Annotated in this window: 21 protein-coding genes; 16 read left to right on the top strand and 5 right to left on the bottom strand. The window is 70.7% G+C overall.

Going from position 1 to position 20,947, the window contains the following annotated elements; all coding sequences use genetic code 11:
- The first annotated feature begins 248 nt into the window (after window positions 1-248).
- The 5 genes from JYJ93_RS38970 to JYJ93_RS38990 all read left to right on the top strand — a co-directional run bounded on the left by JYJ93_RS38970 (window position 249) and on the right by JYJ93_RS38990 (window position 4,885).
- Entirely contained in the window at window positions 249-686 is a 438-nt protein-coding gene (locus JYJ93_RS38970) for a host attachment protein (protein WP_206799865.1), read from the top strand.
- A gap of 77 nt (window positions 687-763) precedes the next feature.
- On the top strand, window positions 764-2,656 hold the full coding sequence (locus JYJ93_RS38975; RefSeq protein ID WP_206799866.1) for a methyl-accepting chemotaxis protein: 1,893 nt from the start codon (window positions 764-766) through the stop codon (window positions 2,654-2,656).
- A gap of 13 nt (window positions 2,657-2,669) precedes the next feature.
- Complete coding sequence (locus JYJ93_RS38980) at window positions 2,670-3,278, top strand: HAD family phosphatase (protein ID WP_206799867.1); 609 nt, start codon at window positions 2,670-2,672, stop codon at window positions 3,276-3,278.
- Between the two features lie 123 nt (window positions 3,279-3,401).
- Window positions 3,402-3,656, top strand: a complete 255-nt coding sequence (locus tag JYJ93_RS38985; protein WP_277989494.1) for a helix-turn-helix domain-containing protein — start codon at window positions 3,402-3,404, stop codon at window positions 3,654-3,656.
- A complete protein-coding gene (locus tag JYJ93_RS38990; protein WP_206799870.1) occupies window positions 3,653-4,885 on the top strand; it encodes a HipA domain-containing protein in 1,233 nt (410 codons plus the stop codon). Before JYJ93_RS38985 ends, JYJ93_RS38990 begins: the two co-directional genes overlap by 4 nt.
- 5 nt (window positions 4,886-4,890) lie before the next feature.
- Here the strand turns inward: JYJ93_RS38990 and JYJ93_RS38995 are convergent, their stop codons facing one another.
- Entirely contained in the window at window positions 4,891-5,541 is a 651-nt protein-coding gene (locus tag JYJ93_RS38995) for a glutathione S-transferase family protein (protein WP_206799872.1), read from the bottom strand.
- A 38-nt stretch (window positions 5,542-5,579) separates the two neighbouring features.
- Window positions 5,580-6,191: an adenylate/guanylate cyclase domain-containing protein gene (locus JYJ93_RS39000; protein ID WP_206799873.1), complete on the bottom strand. Its 612-nt coding sequence runs from the start codon at window positions 6,189-6,191 to the stop codon at window positions 5,580-5,582.
- A 307-nt stretch (window positions 6,192-6,498) separates the two neighbouring features.
- Between JYJ93_RS39000 and JYJ93_RS39005 the strand changes: the two genes are divergently transcribed.
- A complete protein-coding gene (locus JYJ93_RS39005; protein WP_206799875.1) occupies window positions 6,499-7,341 on the top strand; it encodes a hypothetical protein in 843 nt (280 codons plus the stop codon).
- 53 nt (window positions 7,342-7,394) lie between these two features.
- On the opposite strand, the gene JYJ93_RS39010 is transcribed toward JYJ93_RS39005, so the two are convergent.
- Window positions 7,395-9,473, bottom strand: coding sequence for a S46 family peptidase (locus tag JYJ93_RS39010; RefSeq protein ID WP_206799877.1), 2,079 nt, complete (start codon window positions 9,471-9,473; stop codon window positions 7,395-7,397).
- A 130-nt stretch (window positions 9,474-9,603) separates the two neighbouring features.
- Between JYJ93_RS39010 and JYJ93_RS39015 the strand changes: the two genes are divergently transcribed.
- On the top strand, window positions 9,604-10,746 hold the full coding sequence (locus JYJ93_RS39015; RefSeq protein ID WP_206799878.1) for a triacylglycerol lipase: 1,143 nt from the start codon (window positions 9,604-9,606) through the stop codon (window positions 10,744-10,746).
- On the opposite strand, the gene JYJ93_RS39020 is transcribed toward JYJ93_RS39015, so the two are convergent.
- Window positions 10,747-11,277 carry a DUF4442 domain-containing protein gene (locus JYJ93_RS39020; RefSeq protein ID WP_043321000.1) on the bottom strand — a complete coding sequence of 177 codons (531 nt, stop codon included), beginning with the start codon at window positions 11,275-11,277 and terminating at the stop codon, window positions 10,747-10,749.
- Between the two features lie 40 nt (window positions 11,278-11,317).
- Between JYJ93_RS39020 and JYJ93_RS39025 the strand changes: the two genes are divergently transcribed.
- The 8 genes from JYJ93_RS39025 (at window position 11,318) to JYJ93_RS39060 (ending at window position 18,583) form a co-directional block, all read left to right on the top strand.
- Entirely contained in the window at window positions 11,318-12,688 is a 1,371-nt protein-coding gene (locus tag JYJ93_RS39025) for an FAD-dependent oxidoreductase (protein ID WP_206799879.1), read from the top strand.
- A gap of 164 nt (window positions 12,689-12,852) precedes the next feature.
- The gene (dps, locus tag JYJ93_RS39030) at window positions 12,853-13,416 is read left to right on the top strand and encodes a DNA starvation/stationary phase protection protein Dps (RefSeq protein ID WP_206799880.1); all 564 of its coding nucleotides are present in this window, start codon (window positions 12,853-12,855) and stop codon (window positions 13,414-13,416) included.
- Window positions 13,417-13,507: 91 nt separating this feature from the next.
- Entirely contained in the window at window positions 13,508-14,383 is an 876-nt protein-coding gene (locus JYJ93_RS39035) for an SDR family oxidoreductase (protein ID WP_206799881.1), read from the top strand.
- Window positions 14,380-14,994, top strand: a complete 615-nt coding sequence (locus tag JYJ93_RS39040; RefSeq protein ID WP_206799882.1) for a glutathione S-transferase N-terminal domain-containing protein — start codon at window positions 14,380-14,382, stop codon at window positions 14,992-14,994. Before JYJ93_RS39035 ends, JYJ93_RS39040 begins: the two co-directional genes overlap by 4 nt.
- 18 nt (window positions 14,995-15,012) lie before the next feature.
- Complete coding sequence (locus JYJ93_RS39045) at window positions 15,013-16,479, top strand: protein adenylyltransferase SelO (RefSeq protein ID WP_206799883.1); 1,467 nt, start codon at window positions 15,013-15,015, stop codon at window positions 16,477-16,479.
- Window positions 16,480-16,572: 93 nt separating this feature from the next.
- Window positions 16,573-17,073 carry a hypothetical protein gene (locus JYJ93_RS39050; protein WP_206799884.1) on the top strand — a complete coding sequence of 167 codons (501 nt, stop codon included), beginning with the start codon at window positions 16,573-16,575 and terminating at the stop codon, window positions 17,071-17,073.
- Window positions 17,074-17,149: 76 nt separating this feature from the next.
- Entirely contained in the window at window positions 17,150-17,689 is a 540-nt protein-coding gene (locus JYJ93_RS39055; RefSeq protein ID WP_206799885.1) for an inorganic diphosphatase, read from the top strand.
- A 6-nt stretch (window positions 17,690-17,695) separates the two neighbouring features.
- Window positions 17,696-18,583, top strand: coding sequence for a CHAD domain-containing protein (locus JYJ93_RS39060; RefSeq protein ID WP_206799886.1), 888 nt, complete (start codon window positions 17,696-17,698; stop codon window positions 18,581-18,583).
- 44 nt (window positions 18,584-18,627) lie between these two features.
- Here the strand turns inward: JYJ93_RS39060 and JYJ93_RS39065 are convergent, their stop codons facing one another.
- Complete coding sequence (locus JYJ93_RS39065) at window positions 18,628-18,960, bottom strand: hypothetical protein (RefSeq protein WP_206799887.1); 333 nt, start codon at window positions 18,958-18,960, stop codon at window positions 18,628-18,630.
- An 89-nt stretch (window positions 18,961-19,049) separates the two neighbouring features.
- Here JYJ93_RS39065 and JYJ93_RS39070 point away from each other — a divergent pair, with 89 nt between their 5' ends.
- The gene (locus JYJ93_RS39070; RefSeq protein ID WP_206799888.1) at window positions 19,050-20,879 is read left to right on the top strand and encodes a DUF4114 domain-containing protein; all 1,830 of its coding nucleotides are present in this window, start codon (window positions 19,050-19,052) and stop codon (window positions 20,877-20,879) included.
- Window positions 20,880-20,947 lie beyond the last annotated feature (68 nt).

The following is a 20,947-nucleotide window of genomic DNA, read 5'->3' on the forward strand; positions in this document are numbered from 1 at the left end:
CATACAACCCACTCCCGTCCAAATCCCCCGGCGCACGATGGTCGCCGCTTGGATGCGGCGGGTCAACGTGGGCGGAGGTCGTCAGGCACCGGGGGGCACTCAGAGTGTTTCCGTTCGTGTTCCCGCTCCCGCGAAGGGGGCGGCGGACAGGCCGCCTGGCCACCGCGCGGCGGGGAGTCGGCTCGGTGCGGGAAGCTTGCCGGGGCCGGTGGGGGTCCGCATCCCTCAAGGGACAAGGAGGCGTGAAGATGGCGGACAAGAGGCTCTGGATCCTGGTGGCCAACGCGAGTCGCGCCCGGCTCTTCGCCACGGATGCGAAGGCGGAGAAGTGGGACCTCATCGAGCAGTTCCAACATGACGAGAGCCGAGCCAAGCCCGTCGACCTGTTCAACCAGGCGGACAATCCCAACGCGGGCACGCTGCACCGCCCGGTGCCGGAGAACGAGCCCAACGGCCGACGGGAGCTGGAGCACGAGCGCTTCGCGCGGGAGCTGTCCGCCCGCCTGGACCGGGGCGTGGACACGCACGCGTTCGACCAGGTGGTCATCGCGGCGCCGCCAGGGTTCCTGGGCATGCTCCGGGGGCTCCTGAGCACGCGCGTGAAGCAGCGGGTGCGGCTGGACCTGGACGCGGATTACTCCAACCTGCCCGCTCGGGACCTGCCTGACCGGGTGCCGGTGCTCTAGGCGGCCAGCCGGCCAGGGGGTTCAGGGCCCGGGTTCTGGTATAGGAATCCGGGTCCTTCTCTTCGCGCCGGCGTGCCATGCCTTCTTTCAAACTGCCGTCCCTGACGCTGCGTGGGCGGCTGCTGCTGTACATGACCCTGGTGTCGTGCGTGCCGCTGCTGGCACTGACCGGCTTGCAGGACAAGCTGATGCGCCAGCAGACGGAGGCGCAGATCCACACCTCCCTGCGCATGGAGGCGGAGGGGTTCAAGGACCTGCTGGAGTCCACCCTGGCGGAGCGCGAGGCGAGCGCCCACAGCTGGGCGGAGGACCCCGTCCTGCGCCAGGCGCTGCGCACGAAGGACCCCGCCGCGAGCGACGCGATGCTGTCGCTGCTGCAGCGGCGCTACCTCACCCTCAACGGCATCGTGCTCTTCAGCGACGACGGCGCGGCGGTGTCCGCCAGCACGCCTGCGCTGCGCGAGGCGTACGCCGGGAGCGCGGAGGCGGTGCGCAAGGCGCCGTGGTTCCAGAAGGCGCAGGCCGGCGCCACCACCGCCGAGGGCGTGGAGGCGGAGGACCCCATCTACAGCGTGCATGTGCTGCCGCTGGCGGTGCCGGTGATGGACGAGCGCGGCCAGCGGCTGGGCGTGCTGCTCGCCGCGTTCGACTGGGGCCAGGTGGGGGAGCTGGTGAAGCCCGCGCTCGCCCGCGCCCAGTTGCGCGGCCACGCCAGCTTCTCGGTGGAGATCCAGGGCGCGGACGGCCGGACGCTGTTCGACACGCGCCCGGGAGAGCACGACGACACGGGCCGCGTGGCGGTGACCGCGGTGAACGGCTCGGAGGTGCGCGACGTGGGGGACGGGTGGAGGTTCATCGCCCAGGTGGACCCCGCGGAGGCCTACGCGCCCCTCAACGGGATGCGCCGGCTGGTGCTGGGGCTGGCCGCCATCTTCGTGGCGGCGGTGGGGCTGGGCTCGTGGGTGCTGGCGCGCGGCATCACCCGGCCGCTGCGCGCGCTGGGTGAGGTGGTCCGCCGCGTGGTGAAGGAGGGCGACCTCACGCAGGAGATGGAGGTGAAGGCGGGGCGGGACGAGGTGGGCGAGCTCACCCAGGCCTTCGCGCAGATGATGAAGAACCTGCGCGAGACGGCCACCAGCCTCCAGGAGGGCACGCACGTCCTCAGCGAGACCGTGGCGGAGCTGAACCTCGCCTCGGAGGTCCAGGAGCGCAACGTGGCCCGCCAGGCCGCCGCGCTCCAGGAGACGCAGGTGACGGCGCAGGAGATCAAGCAGACGTCGCTCCTGGCCGCGGAGAAGGCGGAGACGGTGCTGGGCGTGGCGTCGCGCGCGGAGGAGGTGGGCCGCGCGGGCGAGGTCGCCATCCGCGACAGCCTGGACGGCTTCCAGGGGCTGCACGAGCAGTCCGGGGAGATGGCCATGCGCATCGTGCAGCTCAACGAGCGCACGCAGCAGATTGGCGGCATCACCCAGACGGTGAAGGACCTGGCGGACCAGTCCAACATGCTCGCGCTCAACGCGGCCATCGAAGCCGTGCGTTCGGGCGAGCACGGCAAGGGCTTCAGCGTGGTGGCGCGTGAAATCCGCAACCTGGCGGACCAGTCCATCCAGGCCACGGAGAAGGTGCGCGACATCCTGGGGGACCTGGGCCACGCCATCATCTCCACGGCGAAGATGACGGAGCAGAGCCACTCCAGCGTCGCGGAGGGCCTGGAGCAGGTGCGCACCAGCGGCGAGCACCTGAAGGAGCTGGCCACCATCGTCCAGGACAACGCCGCGGCGGCGCGGCAGATCGCCGGGGCGGTGAACCAGCAGAACGCGGGCATCGCGCAGATCTTCAGCGCGGTCACGGACCTGTCCTCCATGATGACGGAGACGCAGGCCAGCCTGAAGTCCACCACCGGCGCGGCGAAGCGGCTGCAGGACGTCGCCAGCCAGATGGAAGGCGTCGCGCGCGCCTACCGCATCTGAAACAGGAGCCATCGTGTCCGCCGTCCCCGCCGTGAAGGCCGTGTTGCTGGACCTGGGCAACGTGCTGGTGTTCCACGACAACGCGCTGCTCTTCGCGCGGCTCGCGGCGCGGGCGGGGCTGGAGCCGCAGGAGGCCGCCAGAAGGCTCACCGGCGCGGGCTGGACGGCGGCGAACCGGGGCCTGCTGGACGCGGAGGGCATCCGCCAGGACGTCTGCGGCGCGCTGGGTGTGGACCTGCCCATGCAGGAGTTCGCGCCCCTCTGGAGCAGCCACTTCCAGGTCCACGACGCGGTGCTGCCCCGCGTGGAGGGGCTGGCGGGCCGCGTGAAGCGGGTGCTGGTGTCCAACACCAACGCGCTGCACGTGGCCTACCTGAAGCCGTTGTTGCCCGTGCTCCAGCGCTTCGACGCGCTGGTGATGAGCTGCGAGGTGGGGCACGTGAAGCCGGAGCCGGCCATCTACCAGCTCGCGCTCCAGAAGGCGGGCTGCGCGCCGGACGAGGCCGTCTTCTTCGACGACCTGCCGGAGTTCGTGGACGCGGCCCGCGCGCTGGGGCTGCGCGGGTTCGTCTTCACGGACGCGCCCACGTTCGACGCGCAGCTGAAGTCGCTGGGGCTGTGAGTCCCGACGCGGATGGGTCCCGAATCCATCCGTCCGGATGGATATTGACGTGACGGCCTCTCTTGCCGATACATTCCGGGCTGAAATCCATTCGAACGAATGGATCCTGGGAGTCCACGGCACATGGCTCGACCGGAAACCTCCTGGCTCCGCCCCCTCGCGGAAGCCGTCAGGGCGCGACGCACGAAGCTTGGATTGACCCAGCAAGAGGTCAGCGTCCTGGCGGGATGCGGACCTGTCTTCATCTACGACGTGGAGAGCGGGAAGAAGGCCACGCTGCGCCTGGACAAGCTCCTGGACGTCCTCCACGTCCTGGGACTCCAGCTGACGCTCGAGCCGGGCCAGCACCGCCTCCGGGTGAGCGAGCCGGCGTCATGATCCGCCCGACCGACATCGAGGTCGCGGAGGTGTGGCGCGAGTCCACCCATGTCGGCTCCATCACCCGGACCGCTCACGGCTCCATCTTCGAGTACGCGGCGGACTTCTTCGAGCAACACGCTGCAAGGCCTGGCGGCATCGCGGTCCACCTGCCCTACTCGAGACGCCGCACCGAGACCCTGGGCGCCAACCTCCACACCTACTTCGCGGGACTCCTTCCTGAAGGACTGCGCCTGCGGGCCCTCCTCCAGAACGTCAAGACGTCGGAAGACGACCTGCTCAGCCTGCTGGTGGCGGCGGGGGCCGATACCGTGGGGGACCTCTCCGTCGTTCCCCAGGGACAGCCCCTCCCGCGCCCCAGCCCTCGCGGAGCGAAATGGAAGCCCGAGTCCGTTCTCTTCACGGACCTCTTCGCCCAGAGCCTCCCGCGGCTGGGGACGGAGAACACCGAGCCAACGATTCCAGGCGTCCAGGAGAAGCTCTCCGCCTCCACCATCTCGTTCCCGGTGTCTTCGTCGGGGCAGCGTGACTACATCCTGAAGCTCAACCCGAGGGACAAGCCCGAGCTCGTGCGCAACGAGCACTTCTTCATGGGCATGGCGAAGCAGTGCGGCTTGCGCGTCGCCACCACGCGGCTCATCCATGACCGCGATGGGAACGACGGGCTGCTCGTCGAGCGCTTTGATCGCCGTTGGGAAAAGGCGGAGAAGCGCCTGCGCCGCATCCACCAGGAGGATGCCTGTCAGTTCCTCAATCGCTATACCAGCGACAAGTACCGGCTCACCTGCGCAGCCATCGCCGAGGGCCTTCGCGAGAACTGCGCCGCGCCCGTCCCCGAGCTTGCGCGCTTCCTCCACCTGCTCGCGTTCAGCTACCTCATCGGGAATGGGGACCTGCACGCCAAGAACGTGAGCATCCTGGCGGAGGGGCCCGGAGGCGGTTTCCGTTTGTCACCCGCCTATGACCTGCTGACCACCCTGCCCTACGGCGATCACCGCATGGCCCTGAAGTTCGAGGGGCGCGACGACAACTTCCGGCGCGCGCACTTCATCGCTTTTGGCGAGCGCTACGGCGTGAACGCGAAGGCCGTCAGCACCCTGCTCGACAAGCTGTGCGTCAGCGCGGAGCCCTGGCTGGAGCGCCTGGAGGAGATTGGCTTCGACGCGCGCCGCACGGACTTCCTGCGGCGGACGATGCACAAGCGCCTCCAGGACCTCCGCGCTCCGTAACGCTCCTACCGGTAACGCTGGAGCGGCGGCTCGCCCTGGGCGGCCTCCGTCCACTTGAGCATCGCGGGCAGGCCCAGCACCGCGTCGCGGTACGCGGCGTTCTCCGGACGGAACGGGACGCCGTAGGTGACGAAGCGGGTGATGACGGGCGCGAAGAACGCGTCCGCGATGGAGAAGGCGCCGAAGAGGAAGGGCCCGCCCTTGCCGTAGCGCTCGCGGCAGCCCGCCCACAGCGCCTGGATGCGCGCGATGTCCGCGTGCACGCCCGGCGCGTCCACGCCCGGCACCGTCTTGCGCGCGGTGAGGTCCATGGGGAGGTTCGTGCGCAGCGCCGTGAAGCCCGAGTGCATCTCCGACGTCACCGAGCGCGCCATCGCGCGCATCGCGCGGTCCTCCGGCCACAGCTTCGCTTCCGGGAAGGCCTCGGCCAGGTACTCGCAGATGGACAGCGAATCCCACACCACCGTGTCGCCGTGCTTGAGCACCGGCACCCGGCCGCTGGGCGAATGCATGGCGATGAGCGCCGCCGTCTCCGGCGTGTCCAGCGGCACCAGCACCTCCCGGAACGGCTGGCCGGTGTGGGCCAGGGCCAGGTAGGGGCGCAGCGACCACGAGGAGTAGTTCTTGGAACCAACGACCAGGGTGAGCTCGGACATGGCGCGGCACCATACCGCCGCGCGTCCGGCCGTCAGCTTCAACCGTCCGCGCGCTCGCGCTTACGGCCCAGCAGTGAACGCACGCGCGACAGGAGCGCCCGCTCGCCGCGGCCCTCCGCCGGCGAGTCGATGCGGAACACCGCCACCGGCAGCCGGATGTTCTTCAATTCGTTGCGGCCCAGCTTCACGGGAGGCGCCTTCAGCCGTCCCTCCAGTTGCGCGGCCACCGTCTCGCTGACGTAGACGGTGCCCGGACGCGCCAGGGACTCGATGCGGGCCGCCAGGTTGACGCCTTCCCCGAACACGTCGCCGTCGCGGTGCACCACCATGCCCAGGTGCGCGCCCGCGCGGACGGACATCCGGCGCTCGGTGGGCACGGCGCGGTTGCGGGCATCCACGGCGTCGCGCCACTCCAGCGCGAAGGCCACCGCGGGCGGGCCCGACTCGAACTCCAGGAGGAAGCCGCCCTCCTCCATCCGCTTCACCTCGCGGCCACCGTGGCGTGCGAGCAGTCCGCGCACCAGTTGGCCGTGCTCCTCGTGCAGCGCTTGTTGTAGCGACTCATCTCGCCAGCGTTGACCTGCGGGGGCCTCCATGTCCGTGAACATGATGGCCGACATCGTCCGGGGCTCCGGGGCCTCCACCACCATCGTGCATCCTCCCTCCCCCCGGCGTGAGACACCCGAGATGCTACCGCACGTCGGGCGCCGGCTCCCAACCACCCCGGGAAGGCGCCCGGACGGAAGACGTTCCGGGGAACGCAACCGTGCGAAGACAGAGGCGGATCCAGGTCCGCATCCCCACGGTAGCGACTTCCTGACGCGACGCACCAAGCACCCGGGAGGTTCTGGACCCCCGTTGTCCTGCACCCGACGCGTCGCGGTGGGAGTGCGTCCGATGCGAGTCAGGTGATGGGTGGGCGCCACGTCCGCGCCGGCCACGAAAGGTCCACGGGCGATGATCCACTCAGACGAGAAGGTCCGGCAGATGGCGCGCTCGCTGCTGCCGTCGAAGCACCGGGAGGCAGCGCGCTTCGCGAAGGCGCGCATCCACCGCGCGGCCCGCCAGGAGGCCCGCCAGGAGCTGGCGGTGTGGATGAAGGCTGGGGACGTGGAGGATGACCTGCCCTCCCTGGCGCCGTGGGAGCGCAAGGAGATCAGCATGGAGGTGCGCTGGCGGCGCGACGGCGACAAGGTGATGCCGTTCATCCGCTGGGCCACCGCGCGCACGCGCGAAATGCGCCGCGAGGATCGCCTGAGCCACGTGCGCAGCCTGCTGCCCCGGGGCGTCATCGGAGAGCATGCACTGGGCCACGTGAAGCACACGCGCGCGTTCGAGGACCCCGTCGAGAAGGCGTGGCGCAACCGCTACTGGCTGCACAGGCAGGCGCTGCGCAAAGGGGCCCTGTTGGACCAGGGTGAGCAGGCGCAGCTGCTGCGCGCGCTCCTCCAGAAGCCCGACGGCCACCGCACCTTCAACCGCTTCCTGCGCGAACGCCACACCGCCGCATCCGCGCCGCGCAACCCGGGCGCCGGGACCAGGAAGGGACTTCCGCCGCACCGGCCGCTCATGGGCCTGCATGACGTGCTCCCCTTCCTGGACACCCTGACGCGGCATCCCTGGGGCAACGCCGTCCGCACCTGGGGACAGCAGGAACCGCCGGCGCACTGGGTGCGGCTGTTCCTCCAGCGCTTCAAGGAACACCGTGGCTCCATCCCGGCCGTGCGCGCCGCGCTGGAGGCCGAAGGCCTGTTGGAGCGCGCCGAGAAGGCCCGGCTCCGGAAGCCCCCCGGACGATGAGCCGCCCCGAACCTGTCCGACGGTCGGACAGGTTCAGGACCGCGTCGACGTCCTCAGCGGGCCGGAGCCGCGGACGCCGCCTGCGCGCCCTTCAGCTCGTTGACCACGCGGGTGGCACCGTAGACGTGCTCCAGCGCGGCCATGATGCCGTCGCCGTGCACCGCCACCGCGCGGTTCGTCTCCGGCACGTAGAGGTAGCGGCCTCCCAGCGACGGCAGGTTGCCGTCGAAGATGAGCCCCACCACCTGCCCGTCCCGGTTCACCACCGGCGAGCCGGAGTTGCCGCCGATGATGTCGTTGGTCGTCGCCATGTCCAGCGGCGTCACGTCCGGCACCTTCCCCTTCGCCTTCACCCACGGCGCCGGCAGCTTGAAGGGCTCCTTGCCCGTGTCGCGCCCGTAGGCACCGCCGAACGTGGTCAGCGCGGGCACGGCCTTGCCGTTGTCATCCCAGCCCTTCACCTGCCCGTAGTTGAGCCGCAGCGTGAACGTCGCGTCCGGAGCGCCCGCCGTGCCGTTCACCAGCAGGTACGCCTTCGCCAGCCGCTCGCCGTTGCGCTTGAGCACCGCCTCCACCGTGTCCTCGTAGCGCTTGCGCGACGCGCGCGTCTCCGCGTCCACCCTGCGCGCCAGGACGATCATCGGGTCCTTCGACGCGTCCACCGCCGCCTTGCCGCCCTCCAGCAGCGCCTTGCGCACCTTCACGTCGCCCAGCTTCGAGCCCTTCACCAGCGCCTTCGCCAGGTCCGCCGGGGCCTCCTTCGCCAGCACCAGCCGCACGAACGGATCATCCGCGCCCAGCGTCTCGCGCAGCTTGTTGAAGCCGAACGTCAGCGTCAGCGTCTCCAGCTCCGCCGGGATGGGCGCTTCGCGCAGGAGCCGCTGCCTGAGCGCCGGCAGCTGGCCGTCGGTGTACTCGCGCAGGCGCTCCGCGTTGGCCTTCGGCAGTTCATCCGCCGCGCGCACCAGCGCCTGCGCGTAGGAGAACAGGTCGGAGCGGAACGCGTCCCCCGCGCCCTTCATCCGGTAGTCGTTCATCGACTTGCGCCACACGTCCAGCGCCTGCGCCGTCTCCTCCCACATGCCCTGCGTCAGCGCCTTGGCCTGGGGGTTCGCGTCGATGCGCTTCCTCAGCTCCGCCTCCTCCTGCCGCTTGCGCGCGAGGACCGCCGGATCCGCCAGCGTCTCCTGCCGGCCCTTCAGCGCCTTCAGCCCGTTCTCCACGCCGCGCAGGCTGGAGCGCGCCACGCGGAAGCGCTCCGGCGACGCGCTGGTGAACTCGCGCAGCGCGCCGCGCATCTCCGACAACTGGAGCAGCGTCTGGGGCAGCGCCACGTCGCGCTGGAACTCCAGCTCCGCCACCGTGCTCTTGCGCTCCGTGCCGCCCGGGTGGCCGGAGACGAAGACGAGGTCTCCCTCCTTCGCGCCCTCCTTCGCCCACGGCAGGTAGTCCGGGCTCTTGGCCGGCGCGTCGTCCTGCCACACGCGCACGAAGGACACGTCGTAGCCGTAGCGCGGGAAGTTGAAGTTGTCCGCGTCCCCGCCGAACGCCGCCATGGAGAACTCCGGCGCGAACACGAGCCGCACGTCCTGGAAGCGGCGGTACTTGTAGAGCTGGTACCTGCCGCCGTTGTAGAGCGTCACCACGTCGCACCGCACGTCCGCGCCGGTGGTGCACGCGGCCTCCACCGCGGCCATCTCCTTCTTGAGCGCGGTGTTGAAGGCCGCGCCGGTCAGGCCCTTCGTCGCCGTGTTCATCCGCTCGGTGACGTCCGTCATCTCCACCAGTTGGTTGGCTTCAATCTTGGGACAGCGGCGCTCCTCCTTCGCTGACTTCGCCTGGAAGCCCTTCGCCAAGAGGTCGTCCTTCGCGGTCGTCAGCTCTTCGATGCAGCTGCGCACGCAGTGGTGGTTCGTCATCACCAGGCCGTCCGGCGACACGAAGCTGGCGGAGCAGCCGCCCGCGAGCCGCACGGAGCCTAGGCGCACCTTGTCCAGCCACGCCTGGGTCGGCTCGAAGCCGTAGGCCTTCTTCACCTGGGCGGCGGGAAAGGCGTCGTAGGTCCACATGCCCTCTTCCGCCGCGGCGGGGAGGGACGACAGCAGGCCAAGCGCGAGCAGTGTGCGGTACACGCAGAGTCTTCCTTCGTGGGTAGGGGAAACGGACGGCCGGTTCTGTCAACGCGGCCGGGCGCGCGTCAACCCCGTGGGCCGCCGGGTATTCCAAGCCCATCCCGGGAGCGTGGGGTATGCTGGGCGACCCATGTCCGTGAAGCACCACGTCTACCTCGTCCCTGGATTCTTCGGCTTCACCAACCTGGGCGAGCTCCTCTACTTCGGCCACGCGTACGAGTTCCTGAAGCAGGACCTCGCCCGCCGGGGAGTCGACGCGGAGGTGGTGACGATCGTCTCGCACCCCACGGCCTCCATCCGCCAGCGCACCGCGGACCTGCTCAAGGCCGTGAGCGAGACGGCCTCCGGGGACGACGGCCCCATCCACCTGGTGGGCCACTCCACCGGCGGCCTGGACGCCCGCCTGTTCGTCTCCCCCGGCGCGCAGGTGTCGGACGCGCTGGAGCTGGAGCCCTTCGCGCGCCGCGTGCGCTCCGTGGTGACGCTGTCCGCGCCCCACGCGGGCACGCCGCTGGCCACGTTCTTCCTGGGCCTCTTCGGCCAGCAACTCCTGAAGCTGCTGTCGCTGTTCACCATGTACGTGCTGAGGTTCGGCCGGCTGCCCCTGAGCGTGGTGTTCCGCTTCGGCCACCTGATGTCGCGCGCGGATGATCAGCTGGGGTGGAAGGCCACGCTGCTGGATCAGCTCTTCGACCAGCTCTTGGGGGACTTCTCCAGCGAGCGGCGCGACGCGGTGACGAAGTTCCTGTGGGACGTGGGCCGCGACACGTCGCTCATCCCCCAGCTCACGCCGGAGGGCATCGACCTGTTCAACGGCGGCACGCATGACCGGCCCGGCGTGCGCTACGGCTCCGTGGTGACGCAGGCCCGGCCGCCGTCCCTGCGCACGCGCCTGGCCGCGGGCCTGGACCCTTACGCGCAGCTCACGCACACCATCTACGCGTTCGTGTACGGCCAGACGCAGCGGATGCCGCTCACGCAGCTTCCCCTGCACACGCCCGCGCAGACGGCGGCGCTGGTGCAGGCCTACGGCGCCATGCCCGGCCCCACCGCGTGCGACGGCATCGTGCCCACGCGCTCGCAGGTGTACGGCCGCGTGCTGACGGCGGTGCGCGCGGACCACCTGGATGCCATTGGCCACTTCGACCAGCCGGCGCACCAGCCCCCGCACGTGGACTGGCTCATCTCCGGCTCCGGCTTCCGCCGCCCCCAGTTCGAGGCGATGTGGAAGACCATTGGCGACTTCCTGATGGAAGAGGAACCGGCGAAGTAGCTACCCGCGCTTGAAGACGGCCAGGAAGCGCGACTCGGCGACGCACTGGCCGTCCGTGCCCAGCAGGCGCACGGGGATCCACGCCTCCGCCTTGTCGCCCGTCGCGCGCAGCTCCGACGCGAGCTTCTGGAGCAGCTCCTCTCCAGGCTCGCACACCGCGCTCACCGCCGTCTTCGCCTTCGCGTGGAAGGCGACCTCCATGCGGTTGACCAGCATCTTGTACTGGCTGGGCGGGAAGCGGCGGAAGAGCATCACGCCCATCGTCAGCTCCATCACCGTCACCTGGGCGCCCAGGTACACGCTGCCCACGTGGTTCTTCGTCTTGCGGTCCAGCGGCACCGTGGCCTTCACGCGCGCGTCCGTCACCTCGTCCACGCGGTAGCCCATGGCCTTCGCCAGCGGGACGATGTTCTTCACCGCCAACGTCGTCAGCGCGTTCGCCGCGCCCGGCGACACCTGCCGCACCTTCTCCACCATCTCCAACGCGAACATCCGGTCCTCCACCCTTCCCTGCTGACGTCCCGCGCGCATCCTAGCCACCCGCCGCCTCCGGCGTAGAGTCCGCCACACCATGGGTGAAAGCGCGGACGTGGTCGTCATCGGCGCGGGCGTCGCGGGACTCACCGCGGCCCGGGACATCGCTCGCACCGGCGCCACCGTCGCCGTGCTGGAGGCGCGCGACCGCGTGGGGGGCCGCACCCTCACCCGCGAGCTGGGCGGCGGGCTCGTGGACCTGGGCGGCCAGTGGGTGGGCCCCCGGCAGCGCCACGTGCTCAAGCTCGCGGATGGCCTGGGCCTCCAGCGCTTCCCCCAGCACCACCAGGGCACCAAGGTGCTGGAGGTGCGCGGCGAGCGCCGCACGTACCAGGGCAAGGTCCCGTCCCTGCCCCTCCTGTCGCTGCTGGATTTGCAGCGCATCGTCTGGAAGCTGGATGGGCTGGCGAAGCGCGTCCCTCGCGAACAGCCCGCCGCCGCGCCGAAGGCCGCCGAGTGGGACGCCCTCACCGTGGAGGAGTGGAAGCAGCGCCACGTGCCCACCTGGGGCGCCCGCGCCGCGCTGGACATCGCCACCCGCGCGGTGTTCGCGGCGGAGCCCTCCGAGCTGTCCTTCCTGAGCTTCCTCTCCTACGTGCACTCCAACGGCGGCCTCATGCCGCTCACCGAAATCGAGGGCGGCGCGCAGGCGGAGCGCTTCGTGGGCGGAGCGCAATCGCTTTCACAGAGGCTGGCGGAGGCGTTGCCCGAGGACCGCGTCGTCCTCTCCGCGCCCGTGAAGGCCGTGCTCCAGGACGCTCGCGGCGTCACCGCCACCACGGAGGACGGCCGGACCTTCCGCGCGAGATACGCGGTGGTGGCCACGCCGCCCGCGCTCGCGGCGCGCATCGACTTTGGCGCGGACCTGCCGCCGGGCCGCCGCCGCGCGCACGCGGACATCCCCATGGGCAGCGTCATCAAGGTCGTGGCCACCTACGCCACGCCCTTCTGGCGCGAAGCGGGCCTGTCCGGCGAGGCCGTCAGCGACGTGGGCCCGGTGCGCCTGTGCTTCGATGACTGCGGCCCCCAGGGCCACCACCCCGCGCTCGTGGGCTTCTTCCTGGGCGACACGGCCCGCGCGTGGACCGGCCGCCCCGCGGAAGACCTCCACCGTGCGGCGCTCGCGGACTTCGCGCGCTTCTTCGGCCCCCAGGCCCTGTCACCCTTGGCCATCGCCGCGCTGGACTGGAAGCAGGAGGCGTTCAGCGCCGGCTGCTACGTGGGCCTGCCCCGCCCCGGCACCCTCACCGCCATGGGCGACGCGCTGCGGGCCCCGTTCGGCCGCGTGCACTGGGCGGGCACCGAGACGGCCATCGAGGGCCGTGGCTACCTGGACGGCGCGGTGGAGTCCGGCGAGCGTGCCGCCACGGAGGTCGCCGCCCGACTGACCGCCCCCGGCGCGGGCTGATCATCAAGGACGCCCGGCCGCCCGCCCTCCGGGCCAGCCGGGCGGCCAAGCGACGCATGCCGCACCATGGCCAGGGGCCCGTCCCATCCCCACCCTGTGGGAAGCGCCGAGACGTCATGCCGACGGCCTGCCGCGCGCAAACCACCCAGCGAGGGATCAGGACCATGTACACGACCAGCCACGTGAACCTTCCCCAGGACGCGCGCGAAGAGCTCATCGACATGCTCAACACGCTGCTCGCCAACGCCATCGACCTGCACTGGCAGGTGAAGCAGGCCCACTGGAACATCCGGGGCACGCACTTCTACAGCCGCCACCTGCTCTTCGACGAAGTGGCCAAGCACGCGCGCAAGCACGCGGACTCGTACGCCGAGCGTGCGGGCGCGCTGGGCGGCTACGCCCAGGGCACCATCCGCCTGGCCACCAACAACAGCCAACTGCCCGAATACGACCTGCAGGCCGTGGACGGCGAGGCCCACATCCGCGCGCTGGTGGAGCGCGTGGGCCGCTACGCCGCCAGCGTCCGCGACGGCATCACCAAGTCGGATGACGTGAACGACCCCGTCACCGCGGACCTCCTCACCCAGACCCTGGGCGAGACCGAGGAGGACCTCTGGTTCCTGGAGAGCCACCTCAACGGCGACGCGCGCGCGGGGGTCTCCATGCCCCCCAAGGGCGGCGGCCGCCGGGGCCGTCAGGCCGAGGACATCAGCCAGGCCACCACCTGACATCCGGCCCCACCTCCCTGGCGGGTTCTCCTGCGCGGGGAGGGCGGGGAGCGTATAGAACGCGTCCCCGGATTCCAGGAGGACGCGTCCCATGGCGGCAGGGCTTCCCGAAGACCGTCTCGACGGCAAGGTGTGCCTCATCACCGGGGCCACCGGTGGCATTGGGCAGGAGACCGCGAAGGCGCTGGCGCGGCGGGGGGCCACGCTGGTTCTCTCCGGCAGGGATGAGGCCCGCACGGCGGCCACGGTCGCCGCGGTGCGCGAGGCCGCCCCCGGAGCCCAGGTGGAGTCGCTGCTCGCGGACCTGTCCTCGCTCCAGTCCGTGCGCGACCTGGCGAAGGCGTTCCGCGCCCGGCACTCGCGGCTGGACGTGCTCCTCAACAACGCGGGGCTCATCATCGACCGGCGCCAGGTGACGGTGGACGGCTACGAGGCCACGTTCGCCACGAACCACCTGTCCCACTTCCTCCTCACCCACCTGCTGCGCGACCTGCTGGTGGCGAGCGGACCGGCGCGCATCATCAACGTGTCCTCGGAAGGGCACCGGCTGGCGTATCCGGACTTCCTGGACGACCCGCAGACGGAGCGGCGCCGCTACGACGGCATCCGCGTCTACGGCAACGCCAAGCTCAGCAACATCCTCTTCTCCCGCGGGCTGACGAAGCGGCTGGCCGGCACCCAGGTCACGGCGAACGCGCTGCACCCCGGCGTGGTGGCCACCGGCTTCGGGCACAACAGCCAGGGCATCTTCAAGCACCTCGTCAAGCTGGCCGGGCCCTTCATGCTCTCCCCGGAGAAGGGCGCGCGGACGTCCATCTACCTGGCGTCGTCGCCGGAGGTGGCGGGCGTCAGCGGCGAGTACTTCATCAAATGCCGCAAGGCGAAGCCGTCGTCCGCCGCCCGGAACGACGCGCTCGCGGAGCGGCTCTGGCAGGTGAGCGAGGAGCTCACGGGAGTGACGGCATGATCGACCTGTACACGTTCAAGACCCCCAACGGCCGCAAGGTGTCCATCGCCCTGGAGGAGCTGGGCCTCCCCTACAAGACGCACTCGGTGGACATCATGAAGGGCGAGCAGTTCAAGCCCGAGTACCTGGCCATCAACCCCAACAACAAGATTCCGGCCATCGTGGACCACGACGCGCAGGGGGGCCCGCTGACCCTCTTCGAGTCCGGCGCCATCCTGCTGTACCTGGCGGAGAAGACGGGCCGGCTGATGCCCACGGATCCGCGCGGCAAGGCGGAGGTGACGCAGTGGCTGATGTTCCAGATGAGCGGCCTGGGCCCCATGCTCGGGCAGCTCAACCACTTCGGGCGCTTCGCCAACACGAAGGTCCCCTACGCCATCGACCGTTTCCAGACGGAGGCGAAGCGCATCCTGGGCGTGGTGGAGCAGCAGGTGTCGTCGCGGGACTACCTGGCCACCACATACTCCATCGCGGACATCGCCACGTACCCGTGGCTGAAGGGCGCGCGGGAGTTCTTCCCGGAGCTCTTCGTGAACCTGCCCAACATCATCCAGTACCTGCACCGCGTGGGCAGCCGTCCGGCGGTCCAGCGGGGCATGCAGATTCCCTGACGTCTGTTGTTTCCATCCATGGCCTCGCTCGAACAGCTCGTCTTCGACAACACCTACGCCCGTCTGCCCCCCGGGTTCGCCGCCCGGGTGGCCCCCGCGCCCTTCCCGGACGCGCACGTGGTGAGCGTGAACCCGGCGGCCCTGCGGCTCCTGGGATTGGACGCGGAGGAGGCCGCGCGCCCGGAGTTCGCGCGCGTGTTCGGCGGGGCCACGCCGCTGCCCGGCATGGAGCCCCTGGCCATGGTGTACGCGGGGCACCAGTTCGGCGTGTACGTGCCGCGCCTGGGAGACGGCCGCGCGCTGCTCCTGGGCGAGGCGCGCGGCCCGGATGGCGGCAGGTGGGACCTGCACCTGAAGGGCGGCGGGCCCACGCCCTTCTCGCGCGGCGGTGACGGCAGGGCGGTGCTGCGCTCCACCGTGCGCGAGTACCTGGCTTCCGAGGCCCTGCACGCGCTGGGCATCCCCACCACGCGGGCCCTGTGCATCCTGGGCAGCCGCGCGCCGGTGTACCGCGAGGACGTGGAGACCGGCGCCATGCTGGTGCGCCTGGCCCCGACGCACGTGCGCTTCGGCACCTTCGAGTTCTTCCACCACACCGAGCAGCCCGGCCACGTGGCCACGCTCGCGGACCACGTCATCGCCGCGCACTTCCCGCACCTCGCGGGCCAGGAGGGCCGCCACGCGCGCTTCTTCGCGGAGGTGGTGGAGCGCACCGCGGAGCTCGTGGCGCGCTGGCAGGCGGTGGGCTTCGCGCACGGCGTGATGAACACCGACAACATGTCCATCCTGGGGCTCACGCTGGACTACGGGCCCTATGGGTTCCTGGACGACTTCGACCCCGGCTTCGTCTGCAACCACTCCGACCACCAGGGCCGCTACGCGTTCGACCAGCAGCCGCGCGTGGCGCTGTGGAACCTGGCCTGCCTGGGCGAGGCGCTGCTCACGCTCATCACCGAGGACGAGGCGCGCGCCACGCTGACCCTCTTCCAGCCCACGTTCACGCGGCACTTCCTCACGCGCATGCGCGAGAAGCTGGGCCTGGTGGAGGCGCGCGACGAGGACCGCTCGCTCCTGGAGGACCTGTTCGCGCTGATGGCCGGCTCGCACGTGGACTACACGCGCTTCTTCCGCGCGCTGAACCGGTTCGACGCAAGCCCCGGTGCCCGCAACGACGCGCTCCGCGACCACTTCCTGCCGCCGGAGGGCTTCGACGGGTGGGCCGGGCGCTACCGGGCGCGGCTGGAGTCGGAGGGGAGCGTGGACGCCGAACGCCACGCGCGCATGGACCGCGTCAACCCGAAGTACGTCCTGCGCAACTGGGTGGCGCAGCAGGCCATCGCCCGGGCACAGGAGGGGGACTTCGCGGAGGTGGACCGCGTGCTCGCGCTGGTGTCCGCGCCCTTCGACGAACACCCCGGACAGGAGGCCTACGCGGCCTCGCCGCCCACCTGGGGCCGGCACCTGGTGGTGAGCTGCAGCTCCTGACGCGCGGGCACGAACGGGACGCCGGACAGGGGGGCGGGCGGGCAGGCGCACGCGGACGGGAATCCCGTGCGCGCGGTGCCTAGCTTGGAAGGCATGATCGAACCTGCCGCCCCGCCCCGCATCGTGTTCCGTGCCCTGGGTCCCGGCCTCGTGGGCGCCGCCGCGCTCACGCTGGTCCACGAGAGCGCCCGGCGCGTGTTGAAGCACCCGCCGCGCATGGACGTGCTGGGCATGCGCTCCCTGGAGAAGGGCGTCCGCTTCTTCGGCGGCGAGCCCGCGAAGGGGCGCCAGCTGCATCGCCAGACACTGGTGGGGGACCTGCTGTCCAACGGGCTGTTCTTCTCGCTCGTGGCCCTGGGACGTCCCAGGCGGCCCTACCTGCGCGGCGCCACGCTGGGCCTGCTCGCCGGCCTGGGCGCGGTGGTGCTGCCGCCCAAGCTGGGCCTGGGCCGGAAGCCATCCCAGGCCCGTCCGTCCACGTCGCTGCTCACGGTGGCTTGGTACACCCTGGGAGGGCTGGCCGCGGCCCGCGCCACGCGCAAGCTGGTGGCGCGCCGTCAGCCGGAGCTGCCCCTGGGCCGGCCCCTGCACTGAGCCAGGGTTGGCGAGTGAAACTCCTGGCACGGGGGCACTTGCCGGAGGCGGAGGGGCGACCCCAGCCTGAGGGTCCATGGCCACCGACTTCACCCGCCTGCCCCTGCGCGGCGAACAGGATGCGTTGCATGTCGTCGTCGAGTCGCCCCGCGGTTCGACGGTGAAGTTGAAATACGACCCGAAGCTCCAGGCCTTCACGCTGTCCCGGCCGCTGACGCGCGGCTTCCGCTACCCGTTCGACTGGGGCTTCATCCCCAGCACGAAGGGCCCGGACGGGGACCCGCTGGACGCGCTGGTGTACTGGGACGTGCCCACCTGGCCCGGCGTGGTGCTGCCCTGCCGGGCGCTGGGCGTGCTCCAGGTGGACCAGAAGCCGCGGGGCGCGACCAACGGCGAGCGCGAGCGCAATGACCGCCTGCTGCTGGTCCCGGTGAACGCCACCCGCTCGGACCACCTCAATTCCTACCAGGACCTGTCCAGGCGCGAGCGCGAGGAGCTGGAGCACTTCTTCCTCGCGGTGGTGCACTTCGCGGACAAGGACGCGCGCATCCTCGGCTGGGAGGGCCCGGACGCGGCCGAACGCATGGTCCAGCAGTACGCCCTGAAGGAGGACTGACCCGCCATGCCTCCTCCCACTCCCATCCGGGGCCTGGGCCCCGACACCGCGCTGGGCGACGCCGCCCGCCGCATCCTCGCCGGCCGGCTCGCGGACGTGCGCCACCCCGAAGCCCAGCTGGAGGGTGAACTGGACGAGGACGGCGTGCACGACATGCGCGTGGCCACCCGCCGCCTGCGCGCCGCGCTCCAGGTGTTCCAGGCCACCGGCAAGCTCACCCGGCTGGAGGCGGACGTGAAGCGCCTCCAGGACGCGCTGGGCGGCGTGAGGGATTTGCACGTCCAGGACAAGTGGCTGGACACCGCCGCGAAGGGCAAGAAGGACGCGAGCAAGGCGCTGGCCGGCCTGCGCCAGTCCCACCTGTCCGGCCTGAAGGCCAGGGAGAAGAAGCTGCGCGCGGAGCTGGAGCGCTGGACGGACCGCACCGTGCCGCGCCTCTTGAAGAAGGTGGACACGCTGCAGGACGCCCACCGCTTCGCCGGCAAGCGCGTGCGCAGCCACCTGCGCCAGCGCCTGCGCCGCGTGGAGAAGCGCCTGGAGCGCTACGCGGACGCGCCGGACGCCGCCTCCGCGCACGCCCTGCGCAAGGACTTGAAGAAGCTGCGCTACGAGCTGGAGATCTTCCAGCCCGCCTTCCGCCGCACCGTGGGCGCGCTGCTGGAGGTCCTGGTGCCGCTCCAGGACGGCCTGGGCGAGCTGCACGACGCGGACGTGCGCCTGGAGCTCTTCGAGCGCGCCGCCGCCGAGGCCCCGCCCGGCCAGCGCAAGGCCGCGCGCAAGCTGCTGCCCCAGGCCCGCGACGAGCGCGCGGAGCGCTCCGCCGAAATCGCCCGCGAGGTGCAGCGCTGGCACGCGGAGGCCATTCCCAAACGGCTGCGCAAGGCGTTGACCTGACGCAGGGGGCGGCCCCCACGTGCCAGCCCGTCACGCCCTGACGGCTAGGGGGTGTGCGTCGTGGCGGCGTTGTTGCTGTTGTTCGCGTGCTGCGCCGCGTCCGCCGCGGCGCGGATGATGGCACCGCCCGACGCCGCGGCGGCCCCGGTCCGCGCCGCGTTCGTCCCCTCCGCCGGCTTCGGCTCACAGACGCAGCCTGCGGAGTTCATGATGATGACCACCGCGCTCATCCGCATGTCGATCTGCTCGCACAACTGCCGGCACTCCGTGGCCCGCTCCATGGGCAGCGCGAACGACGTGGCCCTCGCCGTCGAACAGGCCGCGAGGGGGAACACCAGGGACAGCGCCAGGAGCACGGGCAGACGGGGGGTCTTCATGGGTGAAGCCTGACACACCCCGACATAACCGTCTTCCTTGTTATTTCTGATAGACCCTGGGAGCCCTCTTCATCCCAAGGAGTCTGTCCTTGCCCCCGAATCCCTCCCGTCTCCTGGCCCTGGTGGCCGGGAGCGCCTTGTTTGTCATTCCCTCACCACGTCCGGCGCACGCGGCCGACACCTGCGGCCCCGGGGACCTGTACGAGGACGTGCAGCCCGCGTTCGCCGCCGCGGGGTTCGACGAGCTGACGCAGGTGACGCTCACCCCGCAGAAGACGCTGCGGTCGGTGAACCCGTTCTGGACGCCCACGTCGGTGGACTCCATCGTGTTCCCGACGGACCAGAACGTCACCATCAGCTTCGTGTACGAGAGCGCCGCCGCGAGCCACGCGCTGGGCTACCTGTACATGAGCGACCTGCGGGCCCGCGGCTACGTCAACGCGCAGGGCGACCTGGTGGATGCCAATGGCAACGGCATCGCGGACCTGCACGAGGACCTCTACAACCTGGCCCCGCCCTCCGGTACCCAGGCCCGCCCGTACATCGGCGTGAGCCCCCGCTGTTCCCGGACCTTCACGTCCCGCGGCTTCACCTTCCGCCAGCCGGACCTGGCGCTCAACTCGAACTGTACCTCGGCATTCATCACCCACGCGGACATGACGGACGCCCGTCCGGGCCGCACCTCCTCCGCCTACAACATCTCTATCGACGTCGTCGGGAGCAGTCCGCCGGGAGCGGCCGGCACCGGCTATTCGGACAACGGGCTCTTCACGCGCATCCCCAACCTGCTGGAGCCTGCGCACGCGTCCAACAACAACCTGGGCATCGGCCACCTGGCCTTCCTGCTGACGGACGACGACTCCGACACGGCCACCTACCAGGGGCTGGGCACCGTCACTGACTCGATGGACCTGAACGACGGCGTCCCCGACTACGACGTCTCCGCCTATGACAGCCACGGCCGTCCGCGGGCCTCCAACCCGGATCCCGGCATCACGACCTATGACCGCACGGTGGACCTGGGCGTCATCCCGGGCGGACAGGAGGTGGTCTTCTTCCTCGTCTCCGCCTACGAGTCGTCCCACAACACGGACAACGGCACCGTCTATCCCTGCCTGCGCAGGGATGCCGACCTCAAGTGCACGCTGCACCTGAGGACGCCCCTCAACGTGTTCTTCTCCAAGGCGAAGTGGAACCTGGACCAGGACTTCATGGGCCAGAACCCCGTCGCGTCCCGGAACATGGGGTGTGATTACAACGAAGCCTGCACCCCGAATTCGACCCGGTACGCCTGCACCCTGGCCGGCACCACCCAGAAGATGTGCGGGTGGTTGGATGACTGGACCCGCGAGCGCCTGGCAACGATGCCCTACGGCAACACGAGCCTGCCCATGGTCGCCACCACCGTCGCCGCGCCGGGCAACCTCGTCATGCCCCACGCCGTGCTGGGCAACGTGGGCCCCGCGTCCGACCGGTGGCTGCTGGCCTTCGAGGACCTCCCGGGTGGAGGCGACCGGGACTTCAACGACGTCGTCTTCATGCTGCGCAACTGGGCGCCCACGCCCGGCCGCGTGCGCTCCACCGTGCTGAGCCCCCAGGCCCGCCCCAGCTGCAACATCCAGCAGGTGTACATCCACAAGGACGACGCCCAGGACCCCACCTGCGCGTCTCCGGTCGCCATCAACTACGCGGTGGCCACCGACTGCCGCCTGTGCCTCTTCGACACCTGCATCCCCAATCCCAACCCCACCTGGCATCCGGTGACGTTCGACTGGAACCGGGACGCCGTGCTCGACGTGTCCGGCACTCCCGGCCATCAGCTCTGCTGGAAGGCGGACCTGATCGCCGGGAACACGCCGTGCCAGGCCACCATCAACAACGTGGACATCGGCTACGAATCCGGGCCTGTCGTGCCCTGAGGGCCGCCAGGGATTGCCTCCCGCTGGAGATGCCTGTCATCCGCATCTGATAAATCCTCGGGGCCGTC

The organism is Corallococcus sp. NCSPR001 (assembly GCF_017309135.1).
GTDB lineage: Bacteria > Myxococcota > Myxococcia > Myxococcales > Myxococcaceae > Corallococcus.